At 42.1% G+C, this 19,449-nt stretch carries 22 protein-coding genes and 1 other annotated feature; of the genes, 1 reads left to right on the forward strand and 21 read right to left on the reverse strand.

The genetic code is table 11. The features are described from left to right. Position 1: 1 nt before the first annotated feature. The 8 genes from rpmI to HMPREF2701_RS08355 form a co-directional block, all read right to left on the reverse strand. The gene (rpmI, locus tag HMPREF2701_RS08320; RefSeq protein ID WP_001125943.1) at positions 2-202 is read right to left on the reverse strand and encodes a 50S ribosomal protein L35; all 201 of its coding nucleotides are present in this window, start codon (positions 200-202) and stop codon (positions 2-4) included. A 32-nt stretch (positions 203-234) separates the two neighbouring features. After that, the gene (gene infC / locus HMPREF2701_RS08325; protein ID WP_000848180.1) at positions 235-765 is read right to left on the reverse strand and encodes a translation initiation factor IF-3; all 531 of its coding nucleotides are present in this window, start codon (positions 763-765) and stop codon (positions 235-237) included. A gap of 15 nt (positions 766-780) precedes the next feature. Continuing rightward, positions 781-912 (reverse strand) — a sequence feature (ribosomal protein L20 leader region). Between the two features lie 160 nt (positions 913-1,072). Beyond that, entirely contained in the window at positions 1,073-2,257 is a 1,185-nt protein-coding gene (locus HMPREF2701_RS08330) for a hypothetical protein (RefSeq protein ID WP_061589941.1), read from the reverse strand. A 3-nt stretch (positions 2,258-2,260) separates the two neighbouring features. Then, positions 2,261-2,848, reverse strand: a complete 588-nt coding sequence (locus tag HMPREF2701_RS08335; RefSeq protein ID WP_061589942.1) for an ATP-binding cassette domain-containing protein — start codon at positions 2,846-2,848, stop codon at positions 2,261-2,263. Between the two features lie 20 nt (positions 2,849-2,868). After that, a complete protein-coding gene (locus HMPREF2701_RS11710; protein ID WP_061589943.1) occupies positions 2,869-3,057 on the reverse strand; it encodes a hypothetical protein in 189 nt (62 codons plus the stop codon). 178 nt (positions 3,058-3,235) lie between these two features. Further along, entirely contained in the window at positions 3,236-5,476 is a 2,241-nt protein-coding gene (locus HMPREF2701_RS08345; RefSeq protein ID WP_061589944.1) for a DNA internalization-related competence protein ComEC/Rec2, read from the reverse strand. After that, entirely contained in the window at positions 5,460-6,110 is a 651-nt protein-coding gene (locus tag HMPREF2701_RS08350; protein WP_061589945.1) for a helix-hairpin-helix domain-containing protein, read from the reverse strand. The genes HMPREF2701_RS08345 and HMPREF2701_RS08350 overlap by 17 nt, the downstream gene beginning before the upstream one ends. 66 nt (positions 6,111-6,176) lie before the next feature. Then, positions 6,177-6,746 (reverse strand): GNAT family N-acetyltransferase, encoded by a 570-nt coding sequence (locus HMPREF2701_RS08355; RefSeq protein WP_061589946.1) that lies wholly within the window; start codon positions 6,744-6,746, stop codon positions 6,177-6,179. Positions 6,747-6,917: 171 nt separating this feature from the next. Here HMPREF2701_RS08355 and ald point away from each other — a divergent pair, with 171 nt between their 5' ends. Continuing rightward, entirely contained in the window at positions 6,918-8,030 is a 1,113-nt protein-coding gene (gene ald, locus HMPREF2701_RS08360) for an alanine dehydrogenase (protein WP_061589947.1), read from the forward strand. 55 nt (positions 8,031-8,085) lie between these two features. Here the strand turns inward: ald and HMPREF2701_RS08365 are convergent, their stop codons facing one another. The 13 genes from HMPREF2701_RS08365 to proB all read right to left on the reverse strand — a co-directional run bounded on the left by HMPREF2701_RS08365 (position 8,086) and on the right by proB (position 19,435). Beyond that, positions 8,086-9,081 (reverse strand): PhoH family protein, encoded by a 996-nt coding sequence (locus HMPREF2701_RS08365; RefSeq protein WP_061589948.1) that lies wholly within the window; start codon positions 9,079-9,081, stop codon positions 8,086-8,088. 84 nt (positions 9,082-9,165) lie between these two features. Beyond that, positions 9,166-9,381 carry a YozE family protein gene (locus HMPREF2701_RS08370; RefSeq protein WP_001232084.1) on the reverse strand — a complete coding sequence of 72 codons (216 nt, stop codon included), beginning with the start codon at positions 9,379-9,381 and terminating at the stop codon, positions 9,166-9,168. Between the two features lie 8 nt (positions 9,382-9,389). Continuing rightward, a complete protein-coding gene (cvfB, locus tag HMPREF2701_RS08375; RefSeq protein WP_001095435.1) occupies positions 9,390-10,244 on the reverse strand; it encodes an RNA-binding virulence regulatory protein CvfB in 855 nt (284 codons plus the stop codon). A 59-nt stretch (positions 10,245-10,303) separates the two neighbouring features. Continuing rightward, the gene (gene frr / locus HMPREF2701_RS08380; RefSeq protein WP_001262225.1) at positions 10,304-10,861 is read right to left on the reverse strand and encodes a ribosome recycling factor; all 558 of its coding nucleotides are present in this window, start codon (positions 10,859-10,861) and stop codon (positions 10,304-10,306) included. A gap of 8 nt (positions 10,862-10,869) precedes the next feature. Continuing rightward, positions 10,870-11,607 (reverse strand): UMP kinase, encoded by a 738-nt coding sequence (gene pyrH, locus HMPREF2701_RS08385; protein ID WP_000070192.1) that lies wholly within the window; start codon positions 11,605-11,607, stop codon positions 10,870-10,872. An 83-nt stretch (positions 11,608-11,690) separates the two neighbouring features. After that, the gene (gene trmFO / locus HMPREF2701_RS08390; RefSeq protein ID WP_070482748.1) at positions 11,691-13,025 is read right to left on the reverse strand and encodes a methylenetetrahydrofolate--tRNA-(uracil(54)-C(5))-methyltransferase (FADH(2)-oxidizing) TrmFO; all 1,335 of its coding nucleotides are present in this window, start codon (positions 13,023-13,025) and stop codon (positions 11,691-11,693) included. 235 nt (positions 13,026-13,260) lie between these two features. Continuing rightward, positions 13,261-14,139 carry a 16S rRNA (cytidine(1402)-2'-O)-methyltransferase gene (gene rsmI, locus HMPREF2701_RS08395; protein WP_061589952.1) on the reverse strand — a complete coding sequence of 293 codons (879 nt, stop codon included), beginning with the start codon at positions 14,137-14,139 and terminating at the stop codon, positions 13,261-13,263. A 2-nt stretch (positions 14,140-14,141) separates the two neighbouring features. Continuing rightward, positions 14,142-14,459 (reverse strand): DNA replication initiation control protein YabA, encoded by a 318-nt coding sequence (gene yabA / locus HMPREF2701_RS08400; protein WP_000358228.1) that lies wholly within the window; start codon positions 14,457-14,459, stop codon positions 14,142-14,144. Between the two features lie 39 nt (positions 14,460-14,498). Continuing rightward, positions 14,499-15,389 carry a DNA polymerase III subunit delta' gene (locus HMPREF2701_RS08405; RefSeq protein ID WP_061589954.1) on the reverse strand — a complete coding sequence of 297 codons (891 nt, stop codon included), beginning with the start codon at positions 15,387-15,389 and terminating at the stop codon, positions 14,499-14,501. Then, positions 15,386-16,024, reverse strand: a complete 639-nt coding sequence (tmk, locus tag HMPREF2701_RS08410) for a dTMP kinase (RefSeq protein WP_061589955.1) — start codon at positions 16,022-16,024, stop codon at positions 15,386-15,388. Before tmk ends, HMPREF2701_RS08405 begins: the two co-directional genes overlap by 4 nt. 228 nt (positions 16,025-16,252) lie before the next feature. Beyond that, a complete protein-coding gene (gene proC, locus HMPREF2701_RS08415; protein WP_061589956.1) occupies positions 16,253-17,050 on the reverse strand; it encodes a pyrroline-5-carboxylate reductase in 798 nt (265 codons plus the stop codon). A 3-nt stretch (positions 17,051-17,053) separates the two neighbouring features. Next, a complete protein-coding gene (locus HMPREF2701_RS08420) occupies positions 17,054-18,316 on the reverse strand; it encodes a glutamate-5-semialdehyde dehydrogenase (RefSeq protein ID WP_061589957.1) in 1,263 nt (420 codons plus the stop codon). Between the two features lie 9 nt (positions 18,317-18,325). Beyond that, on the reverse strand, positions 18,326-19,435 hold the full coding sequence (gene proB, locus HMPREF2701_RS08425; protein WP_061589958.1) for a glutamate 5-kinase: 1,110 nt from the start codon (positions 19,433-19,435) through the stop codon (positions 18,326-18,328). Positions 19,436-19,449 lie beyond the last annotated feature (14 nt).

Consider the following 19,449-nt stretch of genomic DNA (forward strand, 5'->3'; position numbering starts at 1 on the left):
ATTATTTCAAGCGAGTAAGCATTGCTTTGATACGTTTGTAATCTCCTGAATGCACCATAGATGCTTTACGAAGATGACGACGTTGTTTCTTAGTTTTTCCGTGGAAACGGTGAGAAGTGTAAGCACGGAAACGTTTAAGTCCACCAGAACCTGTACGTTTGAAACGTTTAGCTGATGCGCGGTGTGTTTTTTGTTTTGGCATGATTTTTTCTCCTTTATTTAACTTTCTGACAATTATTTTTTGTCAGTCGCTGGCGCCAATTGCATGAACATTTGACGTCCATCCATTTTAGCACGTTGTTCGATGATGGCAATATCTTGAGTTGCTTCAGCAAACTCGGCTAAAACTTTTGCACCAATCTCTTTATGGGTAATCATACGACCCTTAAAGCGAATAGATACCTTAACTTTATTTCCTTTTTCAAGGAATTTGCGTGCATTGCGAAGTTTTGTATCAAAGTCACCCTTGTCAATAGTTGGACTTAGACGAACTTCTTTCACAGTAACAACACTTTGTTTTTTACGTTGTTCTTTTTGCTTCTTCTGGTACTCAAATTTGAACTTACCGTAGTCCATAATTTTTGCAACAGGCGGTTTGGCTTGGGGTTGAATCAATACTAGGTCAACATTAGCGTTATCAGCCAAAGCTTGCGCTTCACTGAGTGGCTTGATGCCTAGCTGTTCTCCTTCAAGACCAATCAAGCGAACTTCACGTACACGAATCTCATCATTGATGAATAAGTCTTGCTTTGCTATGGTTTTCACCTCTTTTGTTTTATTAGAGAAAAACAATAGCGGACTCGTAAATATACAAGCCCGCACGTTATGATAGCGTTTCTTAGAAACTTTTCATCCGTAGGGCCAGGCAACTTAATGTCACAAGGCGAGAAGCTCTCACTTCTGCTTTTCTCAACTTTTATATGATACCAAGTTTTCTAGCCCTTGTCAAGATAAAAAGTTATTTTTTTGAAAAGTTTCTGTTTGTATTTTGACTTGGTTTCCTCATCAAAAAGAGAGAACCATATTGATTCTCTCCCTATGTTAGTTTTTCCTTAGCTTCCCTATAGGAATGCTAAGACCTATTAAAAACTTCCTTTTTACGTGAACTTCCCCATCTTTCTATAAATAGAATCACCACTAACAAAAGGATAATCAGGCAAGGAAGTAAGACTAGCCCCATGCTCCAATTCAGATTGACATTATCAATCTGCTTAGGTAATCTTCCAGACAAAATCTCCACTGAACGCAAGTAAGTAAAGGGAATCAGATGTGCAATCCTTTGAAGAGGCTGAATTGTTTGGATGCTAAACAATAAGCCAACAATTCCAATAAGTGACAGAAAGAGGACAGGCATTTTTTGCTTGAAAAAGTAAGTAATCAAATACACAACTTCCACAATGACGATAAAGGCTAAGAAAGCTAAGAACAAGCCAGGAAATAACACATCTTGTATCTTTCCAATAGTTACCTCTTGATTCACTAAGCTATAAATCGGGTAGGGATAATCTAACTGTCCAAAACCACTTATCAGACTTCCCACTAGAAAAGAAAATCCGCTGATTCCGATAAACAGCACAGTTACATAGCCCACTCCAACTCCAAGGGAGGACATGGCAAATGCCACTTTTGAAAAAGGATATAAGTGAGCTGTATCCAGATGATTTTGATATCTTTCTGCAAATAGTTGCGTTAGCATAAAAATAATAGCAATCACAAACAAGGTTGGGATGATAGCCTCTAAAATCCAGACAATCTGATCAATCCCGTAGGTCGGATAAACTAAATTGTGCGCTTTTATGTTCAAGGGATATAGGGCTTGGTAAGTCTTTCGTTCGCGGTCAACCGCCATTTTTAAGTCAGAACTAGCAGTCGGTTCCTTTGATAAAATTTCATAACTCTTCTCTACATCTTGCCACTGCAAATAGTAGGCTTCTTTCCAGCGCCCTTCTTTTAACAAAGCCAGAATTTCTTTCTTTTGCGTCAAAAGATTTTTTTGCGATTCTAAATTAATTTTAGCAGTCTGGTATTCCTCCGAGCTGGTATCAGACATTTGGGAGAGTTTCTCTTCATATTTATTGATGATTCTCTCATCTTTTACAAGACGGGTTTCCAACTCGCTCTCCAAGCTGACGGAGTTTGCAGTCTGACTATTAAAATAAAAGGTAACACCGAGTCCAGATACAAATAAAGCTAAGATAATCCAGTTTAAGCGACTTTTGAAAACTTTTTTTAATAAAAATAGACTAACATCTTTCATAAACTAAACCTCTTCTATTTGCCCCTGATGAATGGTTACTACTCTATCGCAGACATCAAGCAACTCTTCCTTATAGTGGGAACTTAAAAGAACCAGCTGTTCTTGTCTATCGATTTGTGCTAGCCTATCAAAAAACTTCTGTCGATAATACTCATCTAAGCCATTTGTAATCTCATCCATGAGCCAGCATTTTGCCTGACTGAGGAAATACATGGCAATCACCAAGCGTTGCTTCATGCCTAAGGAATACTTGCGAATGGGAAGGCTGATATAGTCAGACATTTCCCAGTAATCAATTTCATCCCCCAAGTTCAGCCCTGACTTCCAGATGTTTTTGATAAGACGAAGGTAGTCCATCCCACTTAAGTTTCCATCCAGCCATTCAACGCTTTCATAATAAAATAAAGAAGGAGGGGCTGCGATATTTCCACTAGTTATAGAAATTAAATTGCTAATGGCACGGAACAGAGTCGTCTTTCCAGAGCCATTGATAGCAAGAATACCATAAATCCTACCCTTTTCAAATGTAAAATCAACATCTTGTAAGATGACTTGTCGCGTTTTTAAGGTCACATGAGTAAGCTGCAACATATCTAGCCCTCCTTTTTGGATTAATAGCCTCCGCTGTAGTAGTTTAGTACCTCATAACGATTGTAATTCCAACCAGGACCAATTTTATATTCAGAATAGCTGTCATAACGATACCATAACAGGGGATTAATATAGTTATATCTCTGGCAATTCATACTAGACTTATAGTAGATATTCCAATAATACCTATAACTTTTAGTGACTGTCAAAGCAGATACACTGGACTAAAAAAGACCAATAGATCATAAACTAACTAATTAAATGGTTTTTACTAATTTTTAATGGTTTTATATCATTAATGTTGAAGACGCTTTCATTATATCGTTTTTATCATTATTATGCAACAGATTTTTAGTTTATTTTACTAATATATAATATTTGTCCTTCCTATCGAACGCTTTCGATTTTCCAACTATTCCAACCTTTAAAGCGTATAGCTCCTTGCTGGTCAGTTCGGTAAACTTTGCTATTGATCGTTTCCAGTCGGGTCAAGGTTTCCTGATAGGGGAGTTTTGTTCGATTGTTCTTTCCAACTGAAATGAGAGTAAACTCTGGTTTGAGTGTTTCTAGAAAGGCTAAACTTGATGAGGTTTTAGAGCCATGTTGGCTTGCTTTCAAGACATCCACCTCTAAGTCAGGATATTGCTTCAGCAAGTCCTTCTCTCCTTTCTCCTCCAAATTTCCAGTGAAAAGGAAGTTTTTATCTAATAGTTTTCCATACAAAACCAGGGAATCTTCATGACCTCCGTCTCCAATTTTCCTTGGAGATAGGACTTCTAACTGACTTCCGAAAATTGGCAAATTCTCTCCCATTGTCACACTACGCACCTTGGTTTGAGTCGCCTGTAGTTCTGCCACAAATTCCTTCTGTTTCAGACTTCCTTTTGATACTAAGATCTCCCCTATATGGAATGCCTTGCTCACCTCCAACAAATCTCCAACATGCTCCCTGTCTGTATTGGTCAAAATCAGCTGGTCAATCTTGGCCACTCCTCGACTTTTTAGATAGGGTATCAAGGTTCGCTGGGCATTGCTGGTCGTCGCCTTTTCTTGCCATTTTTCGATTTTCTTGCTAGATTCTGCCTTGCCACCGACATCTATGAGAATGGTTTTACCAGTTATATCCCGTAGGAAAATACTTTCCCCTTGCCCCACATCCAGCATGGTGATTTCATTTTCCAGTGGATACTTGGTCAAGAAAAAGAGACCTGTAATCAATAAGCTCAACACTGCTAGCCTTTTAATGTTTTTCCTCAAATCATAGACCAAAGCCAAGGAAATTAACAATAAGATTAAAATCCATGCATTGGGTTGTCCAAAGACCAGAGGTCTACTTGCCACCTGTGATACCAAGCGAATAATGCCCTCCAACCATTCAAAGATAAAGTTCAGCTGAATAACTGGATAGAGAAAGGAAAGGGCAAATAAGATAGACAAGAGCGGTAAGAAGACCAAGTCAAAAAGAAAGGAAAAGACAAAGGTCAAGAGGATGGACCAAGGTTGAAATTCCGCAAAATAAAAGGATAGAATGGGTAATATTCCCAAAGAAATAACCAGACTTTCTCTGGCAATAGCCTTAAGCCCCTCCTCTTCTTTGCTAGTCATTGTCAAGATAAAAGCATAAGCACATGACAAAACTCCTCCTGCAGTCAGGAAAAAGTTGGGCATGATAATAAAGAGTACAAGCACAGTCAAGGCAAAATTATCCAAGCCCTTAACACCATGTTGAGCCAGTAACTTTTGCAAGAGACTGCGAATGACCGAAGCTGAAAATCCTGTCATACCTGCATAGATAATGGAAAAGGGATAAGTCAGCCATTTCAACTTTTCTTGAGTCAAGCCCAATCGTAAGAGAAGTTTCTTAAAACCATCCATGAAAAAACCTACCTGCATGCCTGATAAGGCAAATAGGTGGATAATTCCTAAACTAGAATAAAGCCCGTTCATCTCCTCAAAGTCTGTATCCAGATGTCCCAGTAAGAGACCCGTCATATAGTTACGCATAGGGTCTGGAAAGTGCGTCTTAATCCAAACCACAGCCTTTCGGCGTAAACTGGATAGATTTTCTCCTATATCCCAACTGCTAACCTGTTTAAGGGACTGTATTTTTTTGATATTGAGAGTCTGGAAAATTCCCTGAGTCTTCAGATAAGCCTGGTAGTCAAAGCCACCAAAATTTCTCTGCCCTTCTGGCTCTGATAGTTTTCCTTCAAGTTCCAAATCATGAAGGGCTGTTAAAGCTTGAAATTGTTCTTTCTCCTCCTCGGACTGGAGTTTATAATAGACTTGAAAAATGCGTCCATCAGACTTGCCACGAAAGGATAGACTGTCACCATTAACCTTAATAGTATCAGGCAAAATCCGTACCCTTTCAACAGAATCCGCCAAATTTTGACTCGCTTGACTCTGTTGCCAATTTTGAAACAGAAACCAGAATCCAAAGACTCCACAAATCACTAGAACTTTGCCTGCAGATTCCCACGGAAATTGAATAAAGAGACAGACTAGCAGAAAAACAAAACCTAGCAGGGCGAGATAAGATAATGAGAAAATGGCGTAGTAAAGCCATAGCAATAGAAAACTCAGGTAAATTAGGGGAATGGGGAACTTCTTAATCCACTGTAACATAGTCTTTTAGCTTTTCTATTGTTTTGTCACCAATGCCAGAGACCTTCTTGAGCTCGTCTACTGACTTGAACTTGCCATTTGCCTCACGATGGTCGATAATGTCCTGAGATCGTTTTCCTCCCAGTCCCTTGACTTGCTTGAGTTCTTCCAGACTGGCTTTGTTGAGATTGACCTTCTTTTCCTTGCTAGTCGAAGAAGCTGTCCCAGAACCTGCCTGCTGACTAGCTGATTCTTCTCCCTTAGATGGAACGTAAACCAGAGCCTCATCACTAACTTTCTGAGCTAGATTGAGCGACTTGCTATCTGCTTGCTCTGTCAAGCCACCTGCTTTCTGCACAGCATCATTGACCCGACTACCTACCGGTAAGTCATAAATACCTGGTGATTTAACAGCCCCCTTCACATCTACTGTGATTAAATCTTGTTCAACCGCTTCTTCCTTTTCTTCCTTCTTCACTTCCTTTTCAGATAATGAATCCTTGGAAACCGCTGCAACTTCTGCCTGTAAATTCGTTTCCTTGACAGGTGTTGGTGGAGCTGGCTTTAGCAGGAAAAATCCTCCTACAAGCAAGCCTAGACCAGTACAGATGACAATGATTTTATACTCTTTGATTTTCTCGATAATTGCTTCCATATTTTCTCCTCTCTTAGATTATTCGAAAGAGGAAGAAAAAACAGTTGAAAAATTCTTCTCAACTGCTTATTTATTTGCAAAATAGTCTTCCTTGGTCAAGACATAATGAACTCTCGTAACGATTCGGCCTTCTTCATGCTGGTCCATACAAGCATATGGTTCTGCATGTGAAAAACGCATGCCTGATTTCTCCATAACCTTTCCAGATGCAGGATTGTCCTTATCGTGAAGGGCAATCAACTTATTCATCCCTATCTTCTCAAAAGCTAGCTCAATTACGGCACGATTGGCTTCTGTCGTCAATCCTTGATTCCAATATTTTTTATTGATAATGTAACCAATAGCTGCCTTCTTAAGAACAGGATCAATCTTGTGCAAATCAATGGTTCCGATAAATTTGCCATTGCTTTTTAGTTCTATTCCCCAGCGTCCCAAGGGATTGGCCAAGTAGAACTGAGCAATGTTATTCTTGGTTTCTTCCAAGCTTTGATTGGTTGGAAAAGTGTAGCGTGTATTTTCTATGTCCGAGGCATAGTCAAACATTGCTTCCGTATCATTCAAAGTTACAGGTCTAAGCAATAAACGATCAGTCTCGACTATGGGATACTGAGCTAGTTTTAAAAAGATTGATTCCATACTTCTCCTCCATTTAAAAATATTTTCTAGCAGTCTAGCATAAAAAAGAAGTTACAACAAGTTTTTCTTGCTTTTTAAAGCGGTTTCATATAGAATAAAATCATCACCTTATTTTATAAATAATTGTGATAAATCATTTACAACCCGTCAATAGAAAGGGAGTTTTTCTCTATGTTAATCGGAATCCCAAAAGAAATTAAAAATAATGAAAACCGCGTTGCCCTCACACCTGCTGGTGTTCATAGTTTGGTCGGTCGCGGTCATCGCGTCCTTGTAGAAACAAATGCCGGTCTTGGTTCAGGATTTACTGATACAGATTACAAAAAACAAGGAGCTGAAATTGTCGCTACTGCTCATGAAGCATGGGCTGCAGAGTTGGTCGTGAAAGTAAAAGAACCATTAACTTCTGAATATGCCTGCTTACGCGACGACCTACTCCTCTTCACCTACTTGCACATGGCTGCTGCTCCTGAATTGGCTGAAGCCATGTTAGCAGCAAAAACGACAAGTATCGCTTATGAAACTGTCCGTGATGATCAAGGGCAATTACCACTCCTCGTACCTATGAGTGAGGTGGCTGGTCGTATGGCGGTTCAAATCGGAGCTCACTTCTTGACCAAACAAGCTGGTGGCTCTGGTGTCCTACTTGGCGGTGTACCAGGCGTTCCAAAAGGAAAAGTAACCATCATCGGTGGTGGTGTCGTAGGTACACATGCTGCCCGCATCGCTTTAGGATTGGGAGCACAAGTGACTATCCTTGATATCAGTGCTAAACGTCTCTCCGTTTTAGAGGAGGTCTTTGGTCACCAAATTCAAACTCTCATGTCCAATTCATTCAACATCGAAGCAAGTGTTCGAGATGCTGATGTCGTTATCGGAGCGGTTCTCATCCCTGGTGCCAAGGCTCCAAAACTGGTCACAGATGAGATGGTCCAACAAATGCGTCCAGGTTCTGTCATTGTAGACGTTGCCGTTGACCAAGGTGGTGTTATCGAAACAGCTGACCGTGTCACAACCCACGATGAACCTGTCTATGAAAAACACGGTGTACTTCACTACGCCGTTGCTAACATACCTGGTGCTGTTGCCCGTACTTCTACCATTGCCCTTACAAATGTCACTATTCCTTATATCGAAGCTCTGGCAGAAAAAGGATTCGCACAAGCAATTTCTGAAGATGAGGGCTTGCGTCAAGGTGTGACCACTTATCAAGGTTACTTAACCAGTCTTCCAGTAGCCCAAGGTCTCGATAAAAAACATACTCCAATTGATGAACTAGTATAAAAATCTAATTATCAGATAAAAGAAAGAGCAATTCCACCTGAACTGCTCTTTTTTGCTATTCTGTTTCTTCTTGGACTTCTTCACGTCCTTCATTTTTAACTGGAGCTGGTTCATAAGCTCGGATAATCTGAGCGACAACTGGATGGCGAACCACATCCTTGGCTGAAAAATGAACAAAGTCTATTTGGTGAATGTTCTTGAGTTTCTCCTGGGCATCAATCAAACCGGACTTGACATTACGTGGCAGGTCAATCTGACTGATATCTCCATTGACAATCATTTTAGAATTAAAGCCTAAACGAGTCAAGAACATTTTCATCTGCATGATGGTCGTATTTTGTGCCTCATCGAGAATGACAAAGGCATCATCCAAGGTCCGACCACGCATGTAGGCAAGGGGCGCAATTTCGATAATTTCACGCTCCATGAGACGAGTTGTTTGGTCTTTCCCAAGAATCTGATACAAGGCATCATAAACAGGTCGAAGGTAAGGATCCACCTTTTCCTTTAAATCACCCGGAAGAAATCCTAGACTTTCTCCTGCTTCGACTGCTGGACGAGTCAGGATAATTCGCTTGACTTGCCCACGTTTAAGGGCAGTTACTGCCAAGGTCACTGCAAGAAAGGTCTTCCCTGTCCCTGCGGGCCCAATTCCAAAGGTCACGTCATGCTGTTTGACACTGTCCACATAAAGTTTTTGACCCAGTGTTTTGACACGGATAGGCTTCCCTGTATTGTCCTTGATGATTTCTTCTTCGTAAAGGGCGACAAACTTGTCGATTTCATCATTTTTGACCATGCTAATCGCAGTGACCACATCTGGTGTGCCGACTGTCATTCCACGATTTACCAAGACCATCAAAGCCTGAATAACCTGACGGGCTTCCTCACAGGCAGGCTCTTCACCCAAAACCTGCACAATCTCCGTACGGGCATGGATCACCACATCAAGCTCTTCTTCCATCAAACGAAGATGGCGCTCATTGGAACCAAAAAGATGAAACAGGTCATCTGGATGACTCAGTTGAATGTCAATTGAATGTTCCTTCAAATAAAGAACCTCTCTAATCCTTTTATTTCTTTTTATTATAGCAAAGGGATGGAGAAATTACTAGCCCAAACCCAGTGAATCATGCTAGTGTTCTAAGTATTCTTGCCAGATAGCGTCAAAGTCTCCTAGGTTAAAAGAGAAACTGGCATGCTCCTCCAAAAAGCGACTCACCTCATCAAAATCATCTGTGTGTTTTGGGAAGGCTGACTCTTCAAAAGCGAGGTCTGCCAAGATAGCTTTGGGACTATTACTTTTAGGGTTGCGCTCGGTCATGAGCCAAGTGTAAAATGATTTTCTCATAAGTCTCCCTAAATCAACTCTGTCCCAAACTGGTCTTGCTTGATTTTACCAGCCTTCATCAAGCCGCCGAGTGCTTTCTTGAACTGACCTTTAGAAATGCCAAAGGTTGCTTTAATGTCGTCTGGAGATGACTTATCATTTAAGGTCATAAAACCACCATTGCTTTCCAAGTAAGTCAAAATCATCTGGGCATCATTTTCCAACATTTCAAAGGAACGTGGTTTGAGGGAGAGGTTCAAGGTACGGTCTACTTCGCGGAAACCAATGACACGCGCATCTAAAACTTGCCCCAAACGTGGCTCTGCGTAGCGCTCGCTAGGATGGATAAAGCCAAGCATGTTATTTTCTGGTAGGTAAACAAAAGTTCCTGACAACTTGAGGCGATATACAATGGCTGGCCAATTTTGGTTCTGCATGTTGTTGTAGGCAGGACGAGCCAAACGTTGGAAGTCTTCTTGATAAGCCAAGAGGCCCCAGATACGGTCTTTCTTGTCCACTTCAAGACGGATGTAGAGTTGATCTCCCTTCTTAGGCCAAAGTTCCTTAAGCTCAGGGAGGATATCGAGTGACACAACGATTTCCTTGTCAGGAAGGCCTGTATCCACAAAGACACCCAAGTCTTTACGAACTTCCGTTACAGTTCCCCAACCAAATTGGTCCTGAGTGGCAGTCACTTCTATGGTTGTCAGGCGGAGTTTTTGCTTCATATCCGTGTAGGCAAAACCTTTGACCGTATCCCCTACTGTATGCTGACCTTCTTCCTTAGCAAGAGCATAGGTTTGACCATCCTTTTGCACAAAGTAAAAACGGTCATTTTCATCGATGATGAGTCCAACAATAAAACTTGCAAGATTTGTATTCATATTTCCTTCTTTCGAATAAAACTCAGCCAGCAATGCCAACTGAGTTTTTCTGTTTATTTTTAGACTTCCAAAAGTTCTTTCTCTTTGTTAGCAGTCATGTCGTCGATGTGTTTAACAGCATCGTCTGTTACTTTTTGAATATCTTTTTCAAGAGTCTTCAATTCGTCTTCAGTGATTTCTTTTGCTTTTTCTTGTTTCTTAGCTTCATCCATAGCATCACGACGGATATTGCGGACAGCCACTTTAGCATTCTCACCAACCTTCTTCACTTCTTTAGCAAGGTCACGACGAGTTTCTTCTGTAAGAGCTGGAATCACCAAGCGGATCACAGAACCGTCGTTAGCTGGTGTGATACCAAGATCAGAGGCATTCAAGGCACGTTCGATGTCTTTCAATGAAGACTTGTCAAATGGTGTTACCAACAAAACACGCGCTTCTGGAATCGTAATTGAAGCGATTTGGTTAAGAGGAGTTTCTACTCCATAGTATTCTACATGTACACGGTCAAGCAAACTTGCATTGGCACGGCCTGCACGGATACCACCAAATTCACGAGCAAGTGATTGGTGAGACTGGGTCATTCTCTCTTTAGCTTTTTCAATAATTGCGTTAGCCATAATCTTTCTTATTCCTTTTCTTCAATATTATTTGAAACTGTTGTTCCGATATTTTCTCCAAAAACGACACGTTTGATGTTTCCTGGTTGGTTCATGTTGAAGACAACCAAGTCAATGTCGTTGTCCATAGAGAGGGTTGAAGCTGTTGAGTCCATGATACGAAGACCTTTATTGATAACATCACGGTGGGTCAATTCTTCGAATTTAACAGCTGTCTTGTCCTTCTTAGGATCGGCATTGTAAACACCATCTACTCCATTTTTAGCCATAAGGATAGCATCCGCTTCGATTTCAGCTGCACGAAGGGCCGCTGTTGTATCTGTTGAGAAGTATGGTGAACCAATTCCGGCACCAAAGATAACGATACGGCCTTTTTCAAGGTGACGAAGGGCACGTCCACGGACATAAGGCTCTGCCACTTGTTGCATAGCAATAGCAGTTTGCACACGCGTATCAACCCCAACTTGTTGCAATGAATCTGCCATCACAAGAGCATTCATAACAGTCCCAAGCATTCCTGTGTAATCTGCCTGAACTCGGTCCATTCCTGCTTCTGCAGCAGGTTCACCACGCCAGAGATTTCCTCCACCAATAACAAGGGCAATTTCGATACCTAAGCTATGAACTTCTTGAATCTCTTTTGCGATTGTTTGAACTGTTTGGATATCAATCCCTACGCCTCGTTCACCGGCAAGGGCTTCACCTGATAACTTGATTAAAATACGTTTATACTTGGGATTCGACATTTTCACTCTCCTTCTTTTATCCTACCTATTTTATCACAATTTCTAAGATATTTATAGTATCATGAGCAATTCTTTCAAAAAAATTAGACCATTAAAAATTCCTCTAAGTCGCTAAGGGCACGCTCTGCAATTTTTTCATAACGAGCCTTCTTATCACGGATACGCTCGCCTTCCAACTCCTTGATGATTCCAAAATTGACATTCATTGGTTGGAAATGCTTGCTGTCTGCATGGGTGATGTAATGAGCAAGACTTCCAATCGCTGTTGTTTCTGGGAAAATAGCCTCGCTTTCTCCCTTGAAGAGACGAGCCGCGTTAATGCCAGCTACTAAACCTGATGCCGCTGATTCAACATAGCCTTCCACACCCGTCATCTGACCAGCAAAGAAGAGATTGGGTTGTTTCTTAGAACGGTAAGTCTGTTCAAGAAGATTTGGTGAATCCATGTAAGAATTGCGGTGCATAACACCATAACGAACAAACTCCGCATTCTCAAGTCCTGGAATCATTTGGAAAACACGCTTTTGTTCTCCCCATTTGAGGTGGGTCTGGAAACCAACGATATTATAGAGACTACCAGCAGCATTGTCCTGACGAAGCTGAACCACCGCATAAGGTGTTTTGAATTCTCCATCACGAGGTCCTGTGTAGTCATCTGGATACTCCAAACCGACTGGTTTCATAGGACCATAAAGCATAGTTTTAATGCCTCGTTTGGCCATGACTTCAATAGGCATACAACCTTCAAAGTACTTTTCTTTTTCAAAAGAATTGAGCGGTGCTTCTTCTGCATTGACCAAAGCTTCATGGAAATCCATAAATTCTTGCTTGGTCATAGGGGCATTGAGGTAGGCCGCTTCTCCCTTATCATAACGAGACTTGAGATAGACCTTGCTCATATCGATGGTATTGACGTCGATAATAGGCGCTGCCGCATCGTAGAAATAGAAACCATCGCCGTCATTAAGAGCATGAATCTTTTCAGCCAGAGCATCGCTGGTCAAAGGGCCAGTAGCGACAACCGTAATAACATCTGTCGGCAATTCTGTAATTTCATCACGAACCACTTCAATCAAGGGGTGGTTGGCAACTTTTTCGGTTACCATTTGGGAGAAACCTTCACGGTCCACTGCAAGAGCTCCACCTGCAGGAACACGGGTTACTTCAGCAGATTCCAAGATAACAGAACCCAAGCGACGCATTTCTTCCTTGAGAAGCCCCACTGCATTTGTCAAAGCATCTCCACGTAGAGAATTGGAACAAACCAACTCAGCAAAATTGTCTGTTTTGTGTTGAGGTGTTGACTTGACACCACGCATTTCATAAAGTTTAACTGGAATACCACGTTCTGCGATTTGGTAGGCTGCTTCAGAACCTGCCAAACCAGCACCGATAACATTGATATAAGATTGAGACACGACACTAATACCTCTTTGGGAGTGTGAAGACAAGGTTCACATTGAAAAAGCCAATCAAACTTAAGAGTTTACGAATTTCTTGGCTCAGGCTGAAAAAGTCCACAGGACTTACTTCGCTTTCGAGTTTCTTGGCTCAGGCTGAAAAAGTCCCCCAGACTTTTTCACTCCCACAAATCTTTCTAATTTTTTCTTCTACTAGTATAACAAAAAAAGGGAAGAAGGCAAACTTCCCTGTTTAGTCATTTTCTTGATTTTCTTCCCAATCGTGGTAGGCAGCGTATAGCTGGCTTTTATTCCACTGGTAAATCTTAGCGACTTCCTTGATAGCTTGATTTTTCTTCATGCCTTGCTGGATACGAGTTTGGATTTCTAAGAACAAGTCTTCCTCGTCTTTTTCTTCTACATCCTGACTGGCACCTTCAACGATAAGAAGACATTCTCCCTTAAGTGGCGTTTCAGCGATGCTTTCCAGCAATTCAGAAATTGTACCTCTTTGGTATTCTTCATAGATTTTGGTCAATTCTCTAACCAAGACCACCAAGCGGTCGCCATAAACTGCTAGCATATTTTCTAACGTATCTGCCACACGATGGGGCGATTCATAGAAAATCTGAGTTTCAGGATAGTCTTTTTTCGAGTCGAAAAATTGCTTTTGCTGGCCTGATTTTCTCGGTAAAAAGCCGTAAAAGATATGTGGCTGTGGCGCTAAACCACTAGCGATCAAGGCAGAAATTCCTGCAGAGGCACCTGGAACAGTGACAACCGCAATTTCTTCCTCAATGGCTGCCTTAACCAAATCATGACCAGGGTCTGAGATGCTAGGCAGACCCGCGTCGGATACCTGAGCAATACTTTGCCCTGCTTTCAGGAAACCAATCAAATCAGGAATCTTTTCCTTGGCATTGTGCTCATGAAAACTAATCTGCTTGGTAGAAATGTCAAAATGCTTGAGCAATAGACCTGTATTGCGCGTGTCCTCAGCAGCAATCCAGTCCACTTCTTTCAAGGTCTGAATAGCTCGAAAGGTCATATCATCTAGATTTCCAATCGGCGTTGCCACTAGGTACAGCTTGCCGTAGGGAGACTGCCCCTTAAAACTTTTTTGAATCTGCATGCCTACTCCCTGTATAACAACTCGTCACAGAACATACATTCCTCGTCCTGCTCTCGACGTTGTCCATAAAAATCATTACATACGTGAAATCCATCACGGTAAATACGACGAACACTTTCGCGAACATGCTTGGCCTTGACGGGAGCATCTGCTTCCACCTCACCCAAGCGTTCTCGCAACTTACTATTTTCCAAGCGAAGAGCTGTATTTTCCTCTACCAGACTCTTGAGATTTTTCTTGATGGCTTCCACATCGGCCAAGGTTACCAATAACTGTTGGGAAAAATCATCTAGCGCGTCAAATAATTCTTTTTTATCCATAAAACAGCCCTTTCCTTTCTTTATCATTCATCTTTGAGTTTATATTTCTTTCAAGACCAGGTATTCCATGGCATTTTGAAAGCTGACATTAGCTTGCCACATTTTTCTAGCTTCTAGCAAATCTTGTAGAATCACTCTTACTCTTGCTTGCAGGAGGTCCTGCCCACAGAGGACTTCAAGAATCCGTAAAACCTGATCTTGTTTTTCCTTATCATCTGCCAAGCTAGCTAGTTTGGCAACTTGCAAATAACTTTCTTTTTTCTTAGCCACTAACCAAGTCAACAGGCGTTCACTTTCATCGACCAAGGTCCAAAAACTTGCCTGATTAGCCAACTTTTCTGCTTCAGCTCGCGATTGACTAAACTGGGCTAAAAGAGTTGCTTTTTTCTTAACCAGTCCCATTTGTTCTAAGAGCAAGATGAGTTTTTCTTCTTGCTTTTTAAAATGGAAAATCTGGGTTCGACTACGGATGGTCGGCAACATCTTTTCCTCATCGCTAGTCAAGAAGAAAATGTAAACCTCACTCTGGGGTTCTTCGATGACCTTGAGCAGAGAGTTAGCTGCGTTGGGATGCATTTTCTCAGCTTGCTCGATAATAAAGACCTGTTGCTGACTTTCAATCCCTGCTTGAGAAAATTGTCCCACCAATTCACGAATACGTTCTGTCTTGATGACCTGATTGACTGGCTTAATCAAGGTAACATCTGAAAACTCTTCCTGTTCAATCAGCTTGCAATTTCGGCATTTCTCACATGGTAAAACGCCTACTTTATCCGTACAAAAGAGGCTCTTAGCCAAAAACTGCGCCATTTCCAAGCTTCCAAAGAAACCTGAAAAGAGATAGGCGTGATTGAGCTGGTCTTGTTCTAGAATACGGACAAAGCGGTCAAACTGGTCTGGTTGCCAAGCCTTTAATTCTTCTTGTTTCATTTAGCCAAGCCCATTCTATCAAACAAGATATCCTTGGTAGTTTCCACAACTTGTTCCAAAGGGAGACTGGCATCAATCTTGACAATGCGATTTCCTTCTTTGTCAAGAAGAGAAAGATAGCCTTGACGAACTTTTTTGTGCAAGTCCAACCCTTCCAAGTCCAAGCGATTGACCTCACGGTCACTATTAGCAGCAATGCGAGCCAGTCCCTCTTCCACCTCAATGTCAAAATAAAGCGTCAAATCAGGTTTGAGGCCATCTGTCGCAAACTGATTGAGGCAATTAATGGCATCAATGTCCAAACCACGACCAAATCCTTGATAGGCAACAGAACTATCGATAAAACGATCCATAATGACCAACTTGCCATCTTCAAGGGCTGGAAGAACTTTTTCCACCAAGTGCTGTCTGCGACTGGCGATATAGAGCAAAAGCTCTGTTTTAGCATCCATCTGAGTATGACTTGGATCCAAAATCACTTCCCGAATCTTCTCCCCAATCAAGACTCCGCCTGGCTCACGGGTCGTCAGTACCTCCATCCCTTTTTCCTGTAAAATTGGGAGCAGAGCCTCTAAAACACTAGTCTTGCCTGCTCCCTCTGGTCCCTCAAGAGAGACTAAAAATCCTTTTGACATGTCTAACTCATTTCTTTTTTACTACTTCTATTCTATCAAAAAAATAGGGGTTTGTGACAATCTTTTTGTCTTCTCATTTCATACTCAATGAAAATCAAAGAGCAAACTAGTAAGCTAGCCGCAGGTTGCTCAAAACACTGTTTTGAGGTTGCAGATGGAAGCTGACGCAGTTTGAAGAGATTTTCGAAGAGTATCAAACACCATAAAAGAGGCAGACAAATCTACCTCTTATTTACCTAGTTCTTGTGTTCGTTTGTATGCTTGATGAACTGCATCCATGACTGTTCCTCGAAAAGCATGCGCTTCTAGACTCGCTACACCAGCGATAGTCGAACCGCCTGGGCTACATACTTGGTCTTTCAATACTCCAGGATGCTCTTGGCTTTCTAGGATCAATTGACCAGCTCCTACCACAGTTTGAGCCGCCATTTTCAAGGCCGTTTCTCGTGTCAATCCAGTCTGAACACCTGCATCTGCCAAGGCCTCAATAAAGAGATAGACAAAGGCTGGCCCACAGCCTGCAAGCCCTGTCGCAGCATCGATTAAGCCTTCTCCTAGTTCAACCAAGAGGCCAGCATTTGCTAATAACTGACAAAAGAGCTCACTGTCCTCAGTCTTACAATTAGGAGACAAGGCATAACTAATCACTCCTTGACCGATAGAAGCAGGGGTATTTGGCATCATACGAATAATTCGGTGTTGACTTGGAATAAGACTCGCTAGTTTTTCTAAAGTCAATCCGGCTGCCATCGAAATCAAAAGAAGACTCTCTCGTTTTTCAAGAATGGGCTGGTATTGAGAAAGCAGTTCAGAAAACTGAGCTGGCTTAACTCCTAGAAAAATCACATCTGCTTCTGCAAATATTTCTTCATTGCTAGAAGCTTGACCGCCAAAGTCGGCAATGAAAGAATCCACCTTGGCTTGACTACGATTGGCAAGGAGAATCTGAGCACCCGTCTTGGCCTGCAAAACAGCCTTAGCCAAGCTAGCTCCCATATTTCCCAAACCGATAAATCCAATCTTCATCTCTTACTCCCTTATCTGTCCGTCACCCGTAACCACATACTTGTAGCTAGTCAACTCTTTCAAGCCCATTGGACCACGCGCGTGCAGTTTCTGAGTAGAAATCCCCATCTCACATCCAAGACCAAATTGCCCACCGTCAGTGAAACGCGTTGAGGCATTGACATAAACCGCTGCAGAATCCACTTGATCTGTAAAGTAAGCTGCAGCTTCAGCATTTTCCGTCACAATGGCATCCGAATGATGGGTACTGTGAGCTTCAATGTGCGCAACCGCTTCTTCTAGACTGCTCACAACCTTAACAGCTAGGACATAATCTAAAAACTCGGTATCAAAGTCTTGAGCCTCAGCTGCTTGACCTGAAACAAACTGACTTGCTTTACTATCCAAGCGGAATTGAATTGGTTCCAGTCCAGCTTCTTTTCGATCTGCAACTAGCACTTGCTCCAAACGAGGAAGGAAGCTTGCTGCCTTGTCTTCATGAACCAGCAGAACCTCCATGGCATTACAGACAGAAGGACGACTGGTTTTAGCATTGTTGATAATAGACAGTGCCTTGTCTTCATCTGCATCCTTGTCCACATAAACATGGACAATGCCTGTTCCTGTCTCGATAACTGGTACAATAGCATTTTCAACCACTGCATTGATCAAACCAGCCCCCCCACGAGGAATGAGCAGGTCTAGATAACCCTTGGCCTTCATCATAGCATAGCTACTTTCACGGCTAGTATCTTCCACTAGTTGAATCACATCTGGATGAATGGGCGTTGTCTCCAAACCTTTTTTCAAGGCTTTAACAATGGCATGGGCAGTTTGATAGGCATCCTTCCCACTACGAAGAACAACCGCATTTCCACTCTTGAGAGCCAAAGCAGCCGCGTCAGACGTCACATTTGGACGGCTTTCATAGATAATACCGATAACCCCCATAGCCACCCGTTTCTTGCTGATAACCAAGCCATTTTCAAGCTGACTTGTTTCCAAAACTTCACCGATTGGATCTGGTAAAGCAACCACTTCACGAATCCCAGTTGCCATTGCTTCTATACGCCCTGCATCCAAATACAGACGATCCAACATAACATCTGAGATTTTCCCCTTGGCCGCTTCCATATCGAGGGCATTAGCCGCTAAAATTTCCTCAGTAGCAGCCACTAAGTGATCAGCCAGAGCTAGCAAGGCTTGGTTTTTCACCTCTTCACTAGCTGTGTTGATCGATTTTTTAACAGCCTGTACCTGTTCAAATTGTTCTTGTGTACTTACCATAGTTTACCTCTAAAATTCTGTAAAGAGCAGTTGGATTTCAGGAGTAATGGAAATCCAGTCATCACGGTGAATCAAGACACCCTTGGCTTTTTGAGAACGCAACATATCTTCCAAAGCAGATGCTCCAAATTGCACGCGCCCTTTCCCAAGTGATTTTCCACTTTCCTTGTCAAATACTGTCACGATATCACCATAAGAAAAGGATCCTTCTGCGTCAACAACACCAGATAAAAGGAGACTCTTGCCATGTTGAGAGAGAGCTTCTGCAGCCCCTTTATCTACCCAAATAGAACCTTGGCTCTGAGCATAAAAGGCCAGCCATTGTTTCTGGGTACGAAGCCCCTTCTCTTGCGCAACAAAGTAGGAACCATCCTTGGTCTCCTCAGCCGCCTCAATCATGGCATCTGCCTTCAATGATGAACAGATATAAACTGGAACTCCCGATTCTGTTGCGATAGTCGCAGCCTTGATTTTTGTTAGCATGCCCCCAGTTCCGTTTGAAGAACCAGCTCCACCAGCCATATCGATAATCTCACGATTGATGGTCTCGATTCGCTCCAAGCGTTTGGCTTTTGGATCCGAAGTAGGATTTCCAGTGTAGAGACCGTCCACATCTGTCAGGAGAACTAAAAGGTCTGCTTGAACCATTGCTGCTACCTGGGCACTTAGAGTATCATTATCCCCAACCTTGAGCTCATCAATAACAACACTATCATTCTCATTGATGATAGGAATGGCTCCACGACTAAGAAGGACTGATAAAGCCTGATGAGCATTTTTATAACGACGTTTATCGACAAAATCATCCTGTGTCAACAAAATCTGAGCTGATACAATCTGACGAAGAAGAAGATTGGTCGTGTATTCTTCCAATAAAAGACCCTGCCCTACCGCTGCTGAAGCCTGTTTATCAGCAATCTTAGTCGGACGCTTTTTAAATCCTAAGGCCCCAAAACCAGCAGCAACCGCTCCAGAAGATACTAGGATTAATTCATGGCCTGCCTCATGTAACATAGCCAATTGTTGAGTAATAACCTTCACTTTGCTACGTGACAGACTTCCATCCTCATTCGTTAGAGAAGAAGTCCCCACCTTAAAAACAATCCGTTTGTATTTCATAGTCTCACTCCGAT

Origin of the sequence: Streptococcus sp. HMSC077D04 (assembly GCF_001808785.1) — a bacterium.
In the GTDB taxonomy this organism is placed as follows: domain Bacteria; phylum Bacillota; class Bacilli; order Lactobacillales; family Streptococcaceae; genus Streptococcus; species Streptococcus mitis_BX.

Bases quoted from the DNA above. Each gene is read 5' to 3' on its own strand.
- rpmI (WP_001125943.1), bottom strand. From the start codon at position 202: ATGCCAAAACAAAAAACACACCGCGCATCAGCTAAACGTTTCAAACGT.
- HMPREF2701_RS08330 (WP_061589941.1), bottom strand. From the start codon at position 2,257: ATGAAAGATGTTAGTCTATTTTTATTAAAAAAAGTTTTCAAAAGTCGC.
- HMPREF2701_RS08335 (WP_061589942.1), bottom strand. From the start codon at position 2,848: ATGTTGCAGCTTACTCATGTGACCTTAAAAACGCGACAAGTCATCTTA.
- HMPREF2701_RS08345 (WP_061589944.1), bottom strand. From the start codon at position 5,476: ATGTTACAGTGGATTAAGAAGTTCCCCATTCCCCTAATTTACCTGAGT.
- HMPREF2701_RS08350 (WP_061589945.1), bottom strand. From the start codon at position 6,110: ATGGAAGCAATTATCGAGAAAATCAAAGAGTATAAAATCATTGTCATC.
- HMPREF2701_RS08355 (WP_061589946.1), bottom strand. From the start codon at position 6,746: ATGGAATCAATCTTTTTAAAACTAGCTCAGTATCCCATAGTCGAGACT.
- ald (WP_061589947.1), top strand. From the start codon at position 6,918: ATGTTAATCGGAATCCCAAAAGAAATTAAAAATAATGAAAACCGCGTT.
- HMPREF2701_RS08370 (WP_001232084.1), bottom strand. From the start codon at position 9,381: ATGAGAAAATCATTTTACACTTGGCTCATGACCGAGCGCAACCCTAAA.
- cvfB (WP_001095435.1), bottom strand. From the start codon at position 10,244: ATGAATACAAATCTTGCAAGTTTTATTGTTGGACTCATCATCGATGAA.
- frr (WP_001262225.1), bottom strand. From the start codon at position 10,861: ATGGCTAACGCAATTATTGAAAAAGCTAAAGAGAGAATGACCCAGTCT.
- pyrH (WP_000070192.1), bottom strand. From the start codon at position 11,607: ATGTCGAATCCCAAGTATAAACGTATTTTAATCAAGTTATCAGGTGAA.
- rsmI (WP_061589952.1), bottom strand. From the start codon at position 14,139: ATGCAGATTCAAAAAAGTTTTAAGGGGCAGTCTCCCTACGGCAAGCTG.
- yabA (WP_000358228.1), bottom strand. From the start codon at position 14,459: ATGGATAAAAAAGAATTATTTGACGCGCTAGATGATTTTTCCCAACAG.
- HMPREF2701_RS08405 (WP_061589954.1), bottom strand. From the start codon at position 15,389: ATGAAACAAGAAGAATTAAAGGCTTGGCAACCAGACCAGTTTGACCGC.
- tmk (WP_061589955.1), bottom strand. From the start codon at position 16,024: ATGTCAAAAGGATTTTTAGTCTCTCTTGAGGGACCAGAGGGAGCAGGC.
- proC (WP_061589956.1), bottom strand. From the start codon at position 17,050: ATGAAGATTGGATTTATCGGTTTGGGAAATATGGGAGCTAGCTTGGCT.
- HMPREF2701_RS08420 (WP_061589957.1), bottom strand. From the start codon at position 18,316: ATGGTAAGTACACAAGAACAATTTGAACAGGTACAGGCTGTTAAAAAA.
- proB (WP_061589958.1), bottom strand. From the start codon at position 19,435: ATGAAATACAAACGGATTGTTTTTAAGGTGGGGACTTCTTCTCTAACG.